Origin of the sequence: Pseudomonas sp. CM25, assembly GCF_013179705.1 — a bacterium.
Classification (GTDB): domain Bacteria; phylum Pseudomonadota; class Gammaproteobacteria; order Pseudomonadales; family Pseudomonadaceae; genus Aquipseudomonas.
The window spans coordinates 1-14674 of record NZ_JABMCW010000012.1; the positions used below are offsets into that span (position 1 = coordinate 1).

The window sequence follows — 14674 nt, forward strand, 5'->3', positions numbered from 1 at the left end:
CGCTTGGGCTTTTGGCGGGTTTCGTCCGACGTTGGGGCGGGACGAAGCGCGTTCAGTTCTGCCTCGATAGCCTCAAGGTCGGTGTTGAGCAAGTCATCCAGCAAGCTGCCTTGCGCTGGGCTGATCTGCTCGCTGCGCTTGGCGAACTTGTGGCGCTTGAGGATGGCAATCTCGTGAGAGAGCTGCTCGATGATCGTCTCGTCACGATGGATTTTTCGGCCCATGGTGTCGACCTTCGACAGCAACTGCGCAGCGAGTGCGCGCAGTTGTTCAGGTGTCATTTGGTCGAGATTGGGCGAGCAAGTCATGCCGTGGATTTTACCAAAGCGATCCACCTGCCACAGCTGAAAAGCAAGGCTAAATCACTGTGATTGCGCCGTCAGCGCCAACTCGCTGCCATGGCAAACCGAGCACCAGCGCTTGAAGTTGTTCAGCGTCGAGCCCGACTTCCAAGCCACGATGAGTGCCAGGCCAGTGAAACTTGCCTTGGTTCAAACGCCTCGCGGCAAGCCAGATGCCCACGCCATCGTGCACCAGCACCTTCATCCGGTTGGCCCGGCGGTTGGCGAACAGATAAGCGCAGTGCGGCTTCGCCGCACCGAACACAGCGACCACGCGGGCCAACGCAGTTTCGGTGCCGGCGCGCATGTCCATGGGCTCGGTGGCTAGCCAGATGGCGTCGATGCGTATCATTGCGAGAGGCTGCGGATAAAACGTGCGCAGCCGTCCGGGTCGGAGATGGGACATTTGACCGTGATGGATTTGTCGCCCAGCGGCAGTGCGATGACCACGGCTTCATCAGCGTGCCGTTTAGGCATCGGTTGCAGCGGTACAAACGCGGGAAGTGGCGCGACGGGGTTATCACGGTAAATCGGCAGCCACTTGCGAATCACGTTGGCATTGATGCCGTGGCTGATGGCGACGCTGGAAACAGAGGCACCGGGTTTCAAGCATTCCTGCACGACCTGGGCCTTGAAGGGTTTGGGATAGGAGCTTCGTTGGCGCATGGAAATCCTGGCGATAAGGGTGATCGCGTCCGCTTAAAAATAGGCGGACACCATCGCCCTTAATTCCGGATTTCTGAAGGTGTGTTCGCTGGCCGCTTACCCAGGAACTCAGTCCAGGACAACTACACGAGCCACTCGCCACTGTCCTGCTTCACCGCTTCGCTCGGAGACGGTAGAAGCGTATAGCCTTGGTGCTGAAGGTATTCGGCAGCGTTCACTGTCCTACCCGGGCAAGCTTGGGTATCCTTAGCTCCTGTGTCTGTGTGAAAAGCAAAGTGTAGACCTGTGGAGTTTCTTGGCAGCCCTTGTGTTGGTGCCAAAGCCCGATAGGTAACGACTGCTTGATCTACCGGTGCCGTGATTCCAGATCCGATTCAGTCATCGATCTTCAACGTATCCCAGATCGGCGCTGATCTTTGTGCTGCACTCCCTCAGCAGCGCCTCAAACTTCTCCGTAGCACCCTCTGGATCCATCACGGCATCCGGGCCTGACAGATTGATTGCAGCCGTCACTTCTCCCCTGTGGTCTTTGATAGCCATCGCAATCGCAGTGGAGTAATCCGAACGATGCAGCACCCATCCCTGCGCTCTGTCACCCTCGATCATATCTTGCAGCTCGAGCTGAGTCCGTGGGGCAGGGGCAGGGTAATCGTCTAAACGGATGTGTTGGTAAAGTGCGGCAAGCTCTACCTGGTCAAGACCGGTGAGTAGCATGCGGCCAATCGCCGTGCAGTGGCATGCGATGCGGGTGCCAACCGGAATGTTTACGGACAGCCGCTGAGCCGCAAACGCTCGGTAGACATACAGGCTTTCCGTATTCTCCCGCACGGCCAAATGGCAGGAGAGAGAAGTGCGATCTCGCAATTGATTCAGGTGAGGCATGGCGACATCGACAATGTCGCGGCTGGCGAGGTAACTGAAGCCATCGCTGATGACTCGGGCTCCGAGCTCGTACTGACTGTTGTGTTTGTTCAAGTAACCCATATCGGTCAACGTGAACACTATCCGGTATAGCGCCGAGGTGCTGACGTTCAATCGCTCGGCGATCTCCTGCATGCTCAGACTACGCGTTCGAGCGTTGAATAGGCCAAGCACCGCGAGCCCTCGGGCTAGGGCAGGTACGCTGTAGTCGGCATCCTTAACGGGGGCGTCGATCATCGTTCGTTGCTCATCCGGGATCTGGGAAGCGATATCATGTGTGCCGGCCACGACCGTAGTGGACATGGTCTGCTTCAGCTCGTAGTCAGCACAGCATGATCTGTATCACTTAATACAGCGCGTCGATCTGTAGGGCTCGTCCATCAAACTCGGCCATCGCATCCATTAGTGCGCCTTTGAAATACTCGAGCGAAGCGCGATCACACAGGATGTGAAAGATCGGGTGCGATTCAGCACTGATGTTGATGACGATCACGTTGATCCTTGCAGCCGATGTTTGTGCAACGGCGCCATGCGCAAATGCAGCGCTGCGTAGATCAACCCCACACAGTTTGGCCATGACTTCAGCCGCGTGAGCGCCGCTCAGCTGCATCCACGCATGGCTGTCTTCGCGAGGCAAAAGGTAGTTGGCCAAATGATCCATCTCCCAGCGAGCTTCTTCATCGGCGATGCGCTCACCTCTGTCTCGCAGGCTGCCCAGGAGCAAATACTCTGTCTGCGACAGACGCGCCACGTGGCTACCGTCCGGTTGGGTAATGGCCTGGTTTGGCTTATCAGGAAGGCTGAAGCCGCGGGATTGCAGGTATTCGCCACTCTGAGCGCCGCGAAAACCAACCCTTGGAAGCCCCGTCAGGTCGACCACCGCACATTGCTGAAGTGGGCCCGGCCCGATGTCATTGAGATTGGACATGTCAGAGCTCCTGGCGCTGGTTGTCTGGATCGAAGAAGGGGAGCTTTACGACGGTTGCCTGGACGACCACACCATCTTCAACTCGGATCGGAATCTGCTGCCCCGGAGTGGTCTGATCAAAGGCGGCGTAGGCCAGGCCGATGATCTGATCAAGGCTTTGCGAATACTCACAGGACGTCACATTACCGCTGATGTCCGGCCCCTTGAGAACCAGATGGCCCTCGAGCGGTTGCGGGCTGGTCTTGGGCAGCGTGAAGCCCACCAGCTTGCGTTTCTGTGGCTGCGCTTCAAGGATGTCGATGGAACGACGACCGACAAAGAACGGCTTGTTTCGGCTGACCGCCCACCCCATGTCGATTTCGCCAGGATGGGTCATGCCGTCGGTGTCCTGGCTGATGATCACATGGCCTTTTTCCAGGCGCAGCAGGCGCTGGGTCTCGACACCAAACGGGCGAATGTCGAATTCCTTACCGGCCTCTATCAGTGCATCCCAAAGCTTCAAGGCATAACGTGCAGGTACGTGAATTTCGTAACCCAATTCCCCTACGAAGCCTACGCGCAGGAGCCGTGCCTTGATCCCGGCCACGGTGCCCAGGCGAACGCCCAGGTATGGGAATCCTTCAACGGACAGATCAAGATCCGAGCACACTTTCTCCAGCACCTTGCGTGAGTCGGGCCCCGCTACGTTGACTGCCGAGATCGCGGCAGTGACGTTAGCGATGTCGACATTCAGGCGCCATTGCGCGTTCCACTTGAGCATCTGCTGATAGATTCGATCCACGCCGCTGGTGGTGGCAGTGACGTAGAAGTGGTTTTCGGCAAAGCGCGCGCAGACGCCATCGTCGATCACCACGCCATGTTCGTTGGTCATCAGCGCGTAGCGTGAGCGACCCACAGGCTGCTTGAGAAATGCGAAGGTGTACATGCGGTTGAGAAGTTCGGCAGCGTCAGGGCCGCGCACGTCCAGACCGCCCAGCGTCGAAACGTCGATAATGCCGACCTTCCGGCGCACGTGCAGCGCCTCGGCCTGCATGCATTTATCCCGCTCGCTCGGTTTGCCGTAGTAGGCAGGGCGCTGCCAGATACCGGCAGGCATCATTTTTGCGCCGGCTTCCAGATGACGGCGGTGCATGGGTGTCTGGCGGTACGGATCAAACGCTCGACCCGCGACATGGGCCAGCTTTTCCGCCTCAAAGGGAGGGCGCGCTGTGGTTACGCCTGTTTCGCTGACGCTGCGCTGAGTGGACGCTGCCACCAGTCGAGCTGTTGGCAGGGCTGAGTGGCGCCCTTGAGAAGGCCCCATGCCCACGGTGGAGTAGCGCTTGACCAGTTGCACATCTCGATAGCCGATCTTCGTGGCGTTAATGATATCGCGCACCTGCAAATCTTCGTCGAAGTCGACAAAGTCCTTGCCTTTGGGGTGCGGGAAAATCGGCCATGGAAAATTGACTTGCGCTTCTGGGCGCAGCGGCAAGGGCTTGACGTTGATGACCAGGCCCAGCGCTGTAATGATTTCGGTGGCTGTGCGAGTGGCATCAGCGAGCACGTTGTCCAGTGCGTGGAAGCCATGGGCGGAACCCGCAACGCTGAGATTCTTCGGCAGGCCGCTAAGGGTGAACTCAGCCAGTTGATCGTCATAAGACAGCTTGCCGCCAGCTTGGCACAGCAACTGATAGACCGGCATGTAGCCACCGGACATGCAGAGCAAATCGCAATCCAAGTGCAAGCTGCTATTCGCGACCTGGCCGAGGCCGGTGATTTTTCGGATGTCGACGCCGCTGACATGGCGCATGCCTTTTTCATGCAGCGCTTCAAACACCGTGCTGTTCAGATGACAGGGGATTCCGCGCTTTTCCAGCGCGATCAGCAACGCGCGATCAGCGGGATTGGTACGCATGTCCACCAGCGCTGCAACCTGAACACCTTGCTCATGCAGATCGAGCGCTGCGTAGTAACCGTCGTCGTTCCCCGTGAGTACCACTGCGCGTTTGCCAGGCTTTACGGCGTAGAGTTTCATCAGGCGTTGGGCTGCGCTGCTAAGCATCACCCCGGGCAAATCGTTGTTGCGGAAAATCACTGGCTGATCAAACGAGCCGCTGGCGATCAGGCATTGGGTGGCGCGCACCTTGTACATGCGTTTATCCTGAATCACCGGCAGATAGTTATCGGTGAACCATGCATTGCACGTAGCTTTCTTCAGCACTTGAATGTTGGCGTGGCCTTCAACAGCGTTGATCAGCTCGCTGCGTAGGCTATCGGCACGATTGTTTTCGACATCGAAACGGGCATAGGTCAGTGAGCCGCCCAGAATGGGTTGTTGCTCAATCAACAACACCTTTGCGCCTGCATTGGCCGCAGTCAGTGCCGCCTGCAGTCCAGCAGGGCCAGCGCCGACAACGGCGAGGTCAGCGAACAGGTAGGCCTTGTCGTAGTACTCGGGCAGGAATTTGAGATCCAAGACGCCGAGTCCAGCCTTTTTGCGAATGATTGGCTCCCATAGTTTCCATGCACCCTTAGGTTTGTAGAAAGAGCGGTAGTAGAAACCAACCGGCATGAATTTGGAGAACTTGCCAAGATAGGCGTCTTTGTCGTTGTCCAGAGAGCCGTTGAAGTTTTGCCCGGTCACCTGCGCACCACTTTCGAGCAGGTGAGTGTCCGCCAGGACGTTGGGCTCGCTCGGCAGCTGTACCAGGGTATTAGCGTCTTGACCTGCCATGGTTAGCGGGCCGCGCGGGCGGTGATACTTGAACGAGCGGGAGAGCAGGAAGCGACCATTGGCGAGCAGGGCACTTGCGATGCTGTCACCTGTAAACCCTTGATACGCTTTGCCATCAAAGCTGAAATGAAGAGGCTGATTGCGGTCGATCAACAAGCCCATGGGAGCGGGTAGGCGGCTCATTGCGCGGTCTCCTTGGCGGTCGTGAATTCAACACGGGTGGTGAACAGCTCTTTGGGATCGAAGGTGCGCAGAATCTCATCGCTGCCAGTGTGGCGTTCGGCCAGGAACCAATAGCTGGAGGGGTTGTGCATCCACCACTCGCAAACCACGCCCAACGTGTCATCGCTGTTGAACACGTAGTCGGCCCATTCGGCATCGGTACACGTCTGCGGATCGGGCATCTGCTTGAACTCACCGCCATAGGTGAACTCACTGATGTTGCGCGGCCCGTTGAGTGGGCAATTCATCACTTTCATGTCTTGCTCCTCAGTGGCTGGCCGCTGTCGCGCCCATCTCGTTGACTTGCTGGAAGGTTGAGAAACGCTCGAGGCCGAACGGCTTGATCAGTTCGGGTACCTTGCCCCCACTGGCGACGAGTTCGGCCATGGTCTTGCCGCAAATGGGCGTAGCCTTGAAGCCCCAGGTGCCCCAGCCGGCATCCAGGTAATAGTTCTTCACCGGGGACAACCCCATGATCGGGCTGTAATCCGGAGTCATGTCGGTGATCCCGGCCCACTGACGCATCAGCTTGGCATTGGCCAAGAACGGGAACATCTCGATCGCGTGTGCCAGCAGGCTTTCTTTCAGATCCAAAGTTGAGCGGGTGTTGAACAGCGGATACGGATCCGAGCCACCGCCAAACACCACTTCGCCACGGCTGGTCTGTTGCACGTAGCAGTGCAGGGCAGAGGAGCTCACCAACGGGTCGAGGAACGGCTTGAACGGCTGGGTCACCATGGCTTGCAGAGGGAATGTCTGGATAGGCGAGCGGATACCCGCTTTCTTCATCAACTGCGAACTCATGCCCGCCACTGCCTGCACCGCGCAACCGCACTGGATGGTGCCGCGATTGGTTTTCACCGCCTTGATGGTGCCGTTCTCGATCACCAACTCTTGGACTTCAGTGAGCTGATGGATTTCCACGCCACGCTTAGCCGCCTGTTTGGCGTAACCCCAAGCCACTGCGTCATGCCGGGCAGTCGCGCCGTCTATGTGCCAGAGACCTGCGATCACTGGGAGATGCCCGGGGTCGAGGTTGAGTGTCGGCACGAGCTCACGAATCTGATGACGGTCAAGCATTTCGGTGCGCCCGCCGAAGTGTTTGTTGACCTCTGCACGCTGACGGAACGAGCGTACGGTGGCGTCGGTGTGGGCGAGCGTCAGTTGGCCACGATGGGAATACATGATGTTGAAGTCGAATTCACTGGACAGCCCTTCAAACATCCGTACTGACTCGGCGTAAAAACGCACCCCCTCGCTAGTGAGGTAATTGGAGCGGATGACCGCTGTGTTGCGCGCCGTGTTGCCGCCGCCCAGATACCCCTTCTCCAGCACCGCGATATTGGTGATGCCGTGATACTTGGACAGGTAGTAGGCGGTTGCCAGGCCGTGGCCACCGCCGCCGATGATTACCACATCGTAGGAAGGTTTGAGCGCCTTGGGAGCAGGCAAATCCACTTCGTTCGGGTATTCAGAGCTGAGCCCGTATTTCAGGAGATTGAAAGGCATGCGGCCTCCGAGGAAACGCGTTGTGCATGAGCCTGCTGAACCGCAGCGGTAACGGTGTTCTTCATCAGAAAGGCAATGGTCATCGGCCCAACACCACCAGGAACTGGTGTGATAGCTGAAACCTGGGGCAGGGCGCTGTTGAAGTCGACATCCCCAACAAGCTTGCTGCGGCCATCCTCTTCAATGCGATTAATGCCGACGTCGATGACCACCGCTCCTGGCTTGAGCCAACTTGCATCGATCATCCGTGGTCGTCCGACGGCGGCAACGACAATGTCTGCCTGCCGGCACAGGGCCTTGGCATCGACGCTGCGCGAATGCACCACAGTCACCGAGCAATGTGCCTGCAGCAGCAGAGCGGCCATGGGTTTGCCGACGATGTTGGATCGCCCGATGACAACGGCGTGCTTGCCGCTCAGGTCGCCGCAAGCATCTTCAAGCAGTTGCATGCAGCCCCTGGGAGTGCACGGCGTTAGCACATCGCGCCCCTGGCTTAAGCCGCCGACATTTTCACTGTTAAACCCATCGACGTCTTTGCCCGGGGCAATGGCCTGTAACGCACGCGTTTCCTCGATGTGCTCAGGCAATGGGAGCTGCAGCAGAATGCCGTTCACGGCTTTGTCTGCATTCAGGCCTGCGATCAGCTTGAGCAGTTCACCCTGGGAGGTTTCCGCATTCAGGCGGTACTCGAGCGATTTGATTCCTGCTTCTTCTGCACGGAGGATCTTGTTGCGCACATAGACCTGGCTGGCAGGATCTCGCCCGACGAGTATTACAGCGAGCGCAGGGAAGATGCCGTCGGCGCTCAGTCGGGCGACATCGTCTCGAACCTGCTTCATCACACGGGCTGATGCCGCTTTGCCGTCAATCAGTTTGGAAGTACTCATCGGAAGATCACCGTTCTGTCTTCGTTGAGGAATACCCGGTGCTCCAGGTGATATTTGACCGCTTTGGAAAGCGCCACGGTTTCAGTGTCGCGGCCGATGGCGACCAGGTCGTCTGGCAGATAGGCATGATCGACGCGCTGGACTTCCTGCTCGATGATCGGGCCCTCGTCCAGATCGCTGGTGACGTAGTGAGCCGTCGCCCCAATCAGTTTCACGCCGCGCGCATAGGCTTGGTGATAAGGCTTGGCGCCCTTGAACCCTGGCAGGAATGAGTGATGAATATTGATCGCACGGCCCGATATCTGCTTGCAGAGATCATCAGAAAGGATCTGCATGTAGCGGGCGAGGACGACGAGGTCAGTCGCGCTCTCATCCACAACCTGCATCAGCGCTGCTTCCTGCTGAGCTTTGGTCTCCTTGGTCACCGGCAAGTAGATAAAACGAATGCCTTCGCGCTCGGCCATAGGGCGTAGATCAAGGTGGTTGGACACGATGGCCGTGATGGTCATGTCCATTTCGCCCTTGTGGTAGCGATAGAGCAGATCGGTGAGGCAGTGGTCGAATTTGCTGACCATCAGCAGTACGCGCATCGGCTGGCGAGTATCGTAAAGCTCCCACTGCATGCCGAAAGCTTGGGCGACGTCTTCGAAGCCGGCTTTCAGCTGAGCGATGTCGCCTTCGTGGCCATCGTTGAAACGAAACACCGCCCGCATGAAAAATTTGCCGCTCAACTCATCGTCGAACTGCGCCATCTCACCGATGTAGCAAGCGTTGCCTGCGAGGTAGGAGGTCACTGCCGCAACGATGCCGGAAGTCGCAGGGCAGCTGATTTTGAGAATGAAATGGTTTTTTTCATGTTGCATGGTCAGTCCTCAGAGTTGCGCGGCGTGATTTCCGGCAAGTGATTCATCGGTGAAATGTAGATTCGCCCGTGAATAAATATTCTCTTAGGGAATTAAATATTCCGGATGGCGAATTTATAGGCGAATTGAGCCGACACGTCTACACACCTGAGAAAGATTTTTTACTGGCAGGAAATGTTGGAAGGGAAGTCGTAGGCGTGGGGAGGATGAGAAGGCGAGCCCAGGTTCAGCCTGGACTCGTGGCAATCTGAGTGGTCAGACCTCTGCGGGGGCGTAGTTCATGATCGATAGGAGGCGGATCGGGACGCTTATCAGTTTTTCCGGGCCGTGGGGAATGTCAGCATCGAATGTCAGGCTGTCACCTGCTTCCAGGTGATAGAGCTGGTTTCCGTGGCGGTAGACCATCTCGCCCTCCATCAAGTGAAGGAACTCAGTGCCTGGGTGGGAGAAGGTCGGAAATTCCTCGCTAGCGTCATCCATGCTCACCATGTACGCCTCGAAGCTTTTCTTGGGCCCACGGGTGTGGTTCAGCAGGTGGTAGGTATGGCCTTTTTCCGTGCCACGGCGAACGACTTCCAGCCCTTCATCGCGTTTGACCAGAATCGCGCTGCTGCCTTGCTGGTCATACTGGCTGAACAGTTTTGACATCGGCATACCGAGCACATCGCAAAGACGGCTCAGGTTTTCAAGGCTGGTCGACACCTGAGCGTTTTCAATCTTGCTAAGCATACCCTGACTTATTCCAGCTATGCGCGCCACGTCCGCAAGCTTCAAATCCTGCGCTTGGCGCTGACGTTTTATTTGAATACCCAGGTACTGCTCAAGCTTGAGCTTGGGTTGGCTTTCGTCTGTGTTCATGGCTTGCACTAATTCCGCACAGTAAATTTATTTTCGCACTGAGAATGTGCAAATGTGGTTCGCGCCTGACAGGATCGCTTGGTGTTATTCATCATGGGAAAAATATTTTCCCATAAACAAAGCAGAAAGGCTTCCCTCGAATCGAGTTTTTCGGCGACAGCAGCGAGTTGGCAAGCTCATTGCATTCCTGGTGGGAAATTAAGTTTCCTGTTCGTAATAGTCAGATCGGGCGACTAATCGACCTCCCCACCACGAATTGCTACAGCCAGGAGTCATGTCCATGTTGCCACAAGAAACACAGCGCCTGATCGAGACACACGGGATCAAGTATGTCCTGGCCCAGTTCGTAGATATCCATGGTTCGGCCAAGACCAAATCGGTACCCGTATCGGGTCTGGAGATGGTCGCCGAAGCCGGGGCGGGGTTCGCAGGGTTCGCGATCTGCGGTATGGGCATGGAACCGCATGGCCCCGATTTTATGGCCAAGGGTGATCTGGCTTCACTCACGCCAGTGCCATGGCAGCCAGGTTACGGCCGGGTGGTATGCATCGGTCATGTTGAGAACAAGCCTTGGCCATACGACAGCCGCTACGTCCTGCAGAAGCAGGTGGAGCGATTGAGCGATCGTGGCTGGACGCTGAATACCGGACTGGAGCCAGAATTTAGCCTGTTCAAGCGCGACGGACAGGGCAAGCTGCAGATGGTCGACGCCAGCGATGATCTGGACAAGCCGTGCTACGACTACAAAGGCCTGTCCCGCTCGCGCGAGTTTCTTGAGCGGCTGACCGAAGCCTTGCAGCCGGTGGGTTTCGACATTTACCAGATCGATCACGAAGACGCCAACGGCCAATTCGAGATCAATTACACCTACAGCAATGCCATGGAATCAGCTGATCGGTTCACCTTTTTCCGCATGGCTGCCGGTGAGATTGCCAACGACATGGGCATCATTTGCTCATTCATGCCAAAGCCTGACCCCAAGCGGGCGGGCAACGGCATGCACTTTCACCTATCGATCTGCAGCGCGACCAACAAAAACTTGTTCCACGATGCGAGCGATCCGAGCGGCATGGGCCTGTCGAAAATGGCCTACCACTTCGCCGCAGGCCTTCTGGCGCATGGACCAGCCTTGTGCGCCTTCGCAGCACCGACGGTCAACTCCTACAAGCGCCTTGTTGTGGGCAACTCCTTGTCCGGGGCGACCTGGGCACCAGCCTTTATCGCTTTTGGCGCCAATAACCGCTCGGCCATGGTTCGTGTTCCGTATGGCCGTCTGGAGTTCCGCCTGCCGGATGCTGGCTGCAACCCCTACCTAGTCAGCGCAGCAATCATCGCGGCGGGACTGGACGGCATCGACCGCAAGCTGGAAATCGACCAGGTGTGCAACGAGAACCTCTACAAGTTGAGTCTTGAAGAAATCGCCGAGCGCGGTATCAAGACCCTGCCTCAGTCGCTCAAGGAAGCCTGTGATGCCCTTGAGGCTGACCCACTGTTCGCCGAGGTACTTGGCAGCGAAATCGTGGGTGAGTTCATCAAGCTCAAGCGCATGGAGTGGGTGGAGTACAGCCGTCACGTCTCGGACTGGGAAGTGAAGCGCTACACCGAGTTCTTCTGATCTAGCCAGTTTAAACAACCTTTTCTGACGCCCTGCCAATGGGTAGGGGGTCTTCTGCCCAGGAGTTAACGATATGTGTGGAATTGTGGGGCTATACCTGAAAAATCCGGCGCTGGAGCCCCAGCTCGGCAAACTATTTGAACCCATGCTGGAAGCCATGACTGATCGCGGCCCCGACAGCGCGGGCTTTGCCATTTACGGCGATGAAGTCGCTGATGGCTGGGTGAAGTTGACCTTGCAAGCAGCAACCGATGACTACGACTTCAAAGGGCTGGTAGGCGCGCTTGAAGGCAAGCTCACGGCGTCTTTGGACTGGTTCCAAAATGCGAGCGCCATCGTGTTGAAGATCAAGGCTGAGGAAGCTGCCGTACGTTCCGCTTTGGCCGAGCTGGCCCCGGACGTGCGCATCATGAGCGCCGGCAAAAGCATCGAGATCCTCAAGGGCATGGGCTTGCCTAAAGAGATCTCCGAGCGCTTCGACTTGGGTTCGATGAAAGGCAGCCACATCATCGGCCATACCCGCATGGCGACTGAAAGCGCCGTAACCATGGAAGGCAGCCACCCGTTCTCTACCGGCGCTGACTTGTGCCTGGTGCACAACGGTTCGCTGTCGAACCACTTCCGCCTGCGTCAGGAGCTGCGCCGCGAAGGCATCAAGTTCGACACCGAGAACGACACTGAGGTCGCCGCAGGTTACCTGGCCTGGCGTCTGCAGCAAGGCGACAGTCTGAAGACCGCGTTGGACAGTTCGCTCGAAGCACTGGACGGCTTTTTCACCTTCGCAATCGGCACCCGCAATGGATTCGCCGTGATCCGAGATCCGATTGCGTGTAAGCCGGCAATTCTTGCCGAAACCGACGACTACGTTGCAATGGCTTCGGAGTATCAGGCGCTGTCGAGCCTGCCGGGCATCGAGAAAGCCAAGGTCTGGGAACCTGTTCCGGCCACCATGTACATCTGGGAACGCGAGTCGGCTTAAGGAGCACGCACATGAAAACCATCGATCTTGGCAACACCACCGTGCGTGACCTTAACCAGGCGCTGCACGATCAAGCAAAGACGCTTGAGGAAAGAGAATGGGTCGTCACTCACCCTGACGGCGCGCATAACATTGCGGTCGGCGTAAACGAAGCGGTGTCCGTGGATATCCAGGGGCATGCCGGTTACTACTGCGCCGGTATGAACCAGAAGGCTTCCATCACTGTGCACGGGAATGTCGGCGTTGGTTGCGCCGAGAACATGATGTCTGGCTACGTCCGAGTAAAAGGCAGCGCTTCGCAAGCAGCGGGCGCTACGGCGCATGGCGGTCTGCTGGTGATCGAAGGCGACGCCGGCGCCCGTTGCGGGATCTCGATGAAAGGGATCGATATCGTGGTCGGCGGCAGCATCGGCCACATGAGCTGCTTCATGGGGCAGGCGGGACGCCTTGTGGTATGCGGTGACGCCGGCGATGCGCTGGGTGACTCCCTGTACGAGACGAAGATTTTCGTCAAAGGAAAGGTCGAGTCGCTGGGTTCTGACTGCATCGAAAAAGAGATGCGCCCGGAGCACATTGAAGAGTTGCAAGCGCTTCTGAACAAAGCCGGCTTCAACGAGAAAGCCAGTGACTTCAAGCGCTACGGCTCGGCTCGCCAGCTATACAACTTCAAAGTCGACAACGCCTCCGCGTACTGATTCAGGAGCAAGAAAATGAGCGAGAAAACCCCTCCAGTCCTGCGCGAGTCGGCCACCTTTGATCGTCTGACTATCCAGGAAATCCAGCGTGCCGCCGAGACCGGCATCTACGACATTCGCGGCGGTGGTACCAAGCGCAAGCTGCCGCACTTCGACGACCTGCTGCTGCTCGGTGCGAGCGTATCGCGCTACCCGCTGGAAGGCTACCGTGAGAAATGCGGAACGGATGTAATCCTCGGTAACCGGTTCGCCAAGAAGCCGATCCACCTGAAAATTCCGGTGACAATCGCCGGCATGAGCTTCGGTGCATTGTCGGCCAATGCGAAAGAAGCCCTGGGTCGCGGCGCCACTATTGCAGGCACCAGTACCACCACGGGCGACGGTGGCATGACGCCGGAAGAACGCGGCCAATCCCAGCATCTGGTTTACCAGTACCTGCCTTCGCGTTATGGCATGAATCCTGATGACCTGCGCAAGGCCGATGCCATCGAAATCGTTTTGGGGCAGGGCGCCAAGCCCGGTGGCGGCGGTATGCTGTTGGGCATGAAGGTGACCGAGCGTGTTGCCGGTATGCGTACCTTGCCGATCGGCGTTGACCAGCGCTCGGCATGCCGTCATCCGGACTGGACTGGGCCTGACGACTTGGCGATCAAGATTGCCGAGATCCGTGAGATCACCGATTGGGAAAAACCGATTTACGTGAAAATCGGGGCCAGCCGTCCTTACTACGACGTCAAGCTGGCAGTGAAGGCCGGCGCCGATGTGATCGTGCTTGATGGCATGCAAGGCGGTACCGCTGCGACTCAGGAAGTGTTCATCGAGCACGTCGGTATCCCCATCCTGCCAGCCATTCCACAGGCGGTTCAGGCGTTGCAGGAGATGGGCATGCACCGCAAGGTGCAGCTGATTGTCTCCGGCGGCATCCGTAACGGTGCAGACGTTGCCAAGGCAATGGCGCTGGGTGCCGATGCCGTGGCCATCGGTACGGCCGCATTGATTGCTCTGGGTGACAACCATCCACGCCTGGACGATGAGCTTAAGAAGATCGGCTCTGCGGCTGGCTTCTACGATGACTGGCAGAACGGTCGTGACCCGGCAGGTATCACCACGCAGGATCCGGAGCTGTCAAAACGTCTTGATCCGATCGAAGGCGGGCGCAGGTTGGCCAACTATTTGCGTGTTCTGGTGCTGGAGGCGCAAACCATGGCTCGGGCCTGCGGCAAATCCCACCTGCACAACCTCGACCCTGAGGATCTGGTGGCCTTGACCGTAGAATCCGCCGCTATGGCTCGCGTGCCATTGGCAGGGACTTCGTGGATTCCAGGCAGCCAGTACTAACCATTACCTGATGCAGGAGCGCGTGTGCCCGTGGCGGCGATCTGTCTGCAACTGAATTGTTGTCTGACACGCCGCCGCCAAGGGCAAGTGCGCTCTTGCGTTCAGGCCATTCTTGATTTGACCCATCCAAGAGGCC

Annotated in this window: 15 protein-coding genes; 4 read left to right on the forward strand and 11 right to left on the reverse strand. The window is 57.7% G+C overall.

Going from position 1 to position 14674, the window contains the following annotated elements; all coding sequences use genetic code 11:
* From HP546_RS02565 to HP546_RS02615, 11 genes are all read right to left on the reverse strand, one after another.
* A partial coding sequence (locus HP546_RS02565; RefSeq protein ID WP_218584427.1) for a transposase occupies window positions 1-308 on the reverse strand: 308 nt, incomplete at its 3' end.
* Between the two features lie 49 nt (window positions 309-357).
* A complete protein-coding gene (gene tnpB, locus HP546_RS31255; RefSeq protein ID WP_306124899.1) occupies window positions 358-747 on the reverse strand; it encodes an IS66 family insertion sequence element accessory protein TnpB in 390 nt (129 codons plus the stop codon).
* Window positions 690-1007, reverse strand: a complete 318-nt coding sequence (locus HP546_RS02575) for a transposase (protein WP_172219325.1) — start codon at window positions 1005-1007, stop codon at window positions 690-692. The genes tnpB and HP546_RS02575 overlap by 58 nt, the downstream gene beginning before the upstream one ends.
* A 378-nt stretch (window positions 1008-1385) precedes the next feature.
* Complete coding sequence (locus HP546_RS02580) at window positions 1386-2165, reverse strand: IclR family transcriptional regulator (RefSeq protein ID WP_172219357.1); 780 nt, start codon at window positions 2163-2165, stop codon at window positions 1386-1388.
* A 109-nt stretch (window positions 2166-2274) separates the two neighbouring features.
* Entirely contained in the window at window positions 2275-2856 is a 582-nt protein-coding gene (locus HP546_RS02585; protein ID WP_004577292.1) for a sarcosine oxidase subunit gamma, read from the reverse strand.
* A gap of 1 nt (window position 2857) precedes the next feature.
* Window positions 2858-5755, reverse strand: coding sequence for a 2Fe-2S iron-sulfur cluster-binding protein (locus HP546_RS02590; RefSeq protein WP_172219326.1), 2898 nt, complete (start codon window positions 5753-5755; stop codon window positions 2858-2860).
* The gene (locus HP546_RS02595) at window positions 5752-6051 is read right to left on the reverse strand and encodes a sarcosine oxidase subunit delta (protein ID WP_003251157.1); all 300 of its coding nucleotides are present in this window, start codon (window positions 6049-6051) and stop codon (window positions 5752-5754) included. The genes HP546_RS02590 and HP546_RS02595 overlap by 4 nt, the downstream gene beginning before the upstream one ends.
* A gap of 10 nt (window positions 6052-6061) precedes the next feature.
* Complete coding sequence (locus HP546_RS02600; RefSeq protein ID WP_172219327.1) at window positions 6062-7303, reverse strand: FAD-dependent oxidoreductase; 1242 nt, start codon at window positions 7301-7303, stop codon at window positions 6062-6064.
* The gene (gene folD / locus HP546_RS02605) at window positions 7285-8190 is read right to left on the reverse strand and encodes a bifunctional methylenetetrahydrofolate dehydrogenase/methenyltetrahydrofolate cyclohydrolase FolD (protein WP_172219328.1); all 906 of its coding nucleotides are present in this window, start codon (window positions 8188-8190) and stop codon (window positions 7285-7287) included. The genes HP546_RS02600 and folD overlap by 19 nt, the downstream gene beginning before the upstream one ends.
* A complete protein-coding gene (purU, locus tag HP546_RS02610; protein ID WP_172219329.1) occupies window positions 8187-9053 on the reverse strand; it encodes a formyltetrahydrofolate deformylase in 867 nt (288 codons plus the stop codon). Before purU ends, folD begins: the two co-directional genes overlap by 4 nt.
* Window positions 9054-9308: 255 nt before the next feature.
* A complete protein-coding gene (locus HP546_RS02615; protein WP_172219330.1) occupies window positions 9309-9911 on the reverse strand; it encodes a helix-turn-helix domain-containing protein in 603 nt (200 codons plus the stop codon).
* A 280-nt stretch (window positions 9912-10191) separates the two neighbouring features.
* Between HP546_RS02615 and glnT the strand changes: the two genes are divergently transcribed.
* The 4 genes from glnT (at window position 10192) to HP546_RS02635 (ending at window position 14538) form a co-directional block, all read left to right on the forward strand.
* A complete protein-coding gene (gene glnT / locus HP546_RS02620) occupies window positions 10192-11526 on the forward strand; it encodes a type III glutamate--ammonia ligase (protein ID WP_172219331.1) in 1335 nt (444 codons plus the stop codon).
* A 73-nt stretch (window positions 11527-11599) separates the two neighbouring features.
* Complete coding sequence (locus tag HP546_RS02625; RefSeq protein ID WP_172219332.1) at window positions 11600-12505, forward strand: glutamine amidotransferase family protein; 906 nt, start codon at window positions 11600-11602, stop codon at window positions 12503-12505.
* A gap of 11 nt (window positions 12506-12516) precedes the next feature.
* Complete coding sequence (locus HP546_RS02630; RefSeq protein ID WP_003251145.1) at window positions 12517-13200, forward strand: protein glxC; 684 nt, start codon at window positions 12517-12519, stop codon at window positions 13198-13200.
* Between the two features lie 15 nt (window positions 13201-13215).
* Window positions 13216-14538 (forward strand): FMN-binding glutamate synthase family protein, encoded by a 1323-nt coding sequence (locus tag HP546_RS02635; RefSeq protein WP_003251143.1) that lies wholly within the window; start codon window positions 13216-13218, stop codon window positions 14536-14538.
* The last annotated feature ends 136 nt before the right edge of the window (window positions 14539-14674 follow it).

Bases quoted from the DNA above. Each gene is read 5' to 3' on its own strand.
- HP546_RS02580 (WP_172219357.1), bottom strand. From the start codon at position 2,165: ATGATCGACGCCCCCGTTAAGGATGCCGACTACAGCGTACCTGCCCTA.
- tnpB (WP_306124899.1), bottom strand. From the start codon at position 747: ATGTCCCATCTCCGACCCGGACGGCTGCGCACGTTTTATCCGCAGCCT.
- HP546_RS02585 (WP_004577292.1), bottom strand. From the start codon at position 2,856: ATGTCCAATCTCAATGACATCGGGCCGGGCCCACTTCAGCAATGTGCG.
- glnT (WP_172219331.1), top strand. From the start codon at position 10,192: ATGTTGCCACAAGAAACACAGCGCCTGATCGAGACACACGGGATCAAG.
- HP546_RS02625 (WP_172219332.1), top strand. From the start codon at position 11,600: ATGTGTGGAATTGTGGGGCTATACCTGAAAAATCCGGCGCTGGAGCCC.
- HP546_RS02600 (WP_172219327.1), bottom strand. From the start codon at position 7,303: ATGCCTTTCAATCTCCTGAAATACGGGCTCAGCTCTGAATACCCGAAC.
- HP546_RS02590 (WP_172219326.1), bottom strand. From the start codon at position 5,755: ATGAGCCGCCTACCCGCTCCCATGGGCTTGTTGATCGACCGCAATCAG.
- HP546_RS02575 (WP_172219325.1), bottom strand. From the start codon at position 1,007: ATGCGCCAACGAAGCTCCTATCCCAAACCCTTCAAGGCCCAGGTCGTG.
- HP546_RS02595 (WP_003251157.1), bottom strand. From the start codon at position 6,051: ATGAAAGTGATGAATTGCCCACTCAACGGGCCGCGCAACATCAGTGAG.
- HP546_RS02630 (WP_003251145.1), top strand. From the start codon at position 12,517: ATGAAAACCATCGATCTTGGCAACACCACCGTGCGTGACCTTAACCAG.
- HP546_RS02615 (WP_172219330.1), bottom strand. From the start codon at position 9,911: ATGAACACAGACGAAAGCCAACCCAAGCTCAAGCTTGAGCAGTACCTG.
- folD (WP_172219328.1), bottom strand. From the start codon at position 8,190: ATGAGTACTTCCAAACTGATTGACGGCAAAGCGGCATCAGCCCGTGTG.
- HP546_RS02635 (WP_003251143.1), top strand. From the start codon at position 13,216: ATGAGCGAGAAAACCCCTCCAGTCCTGCGCGAGTCGGCCACCTTTGAT.
- purU (WP_172219329.1), bottom strand. From the start codon at position 9,053: ATGCAACATGAAAAAAACCATTTCATTCTCAAAATCAGCTGCCCTGCG.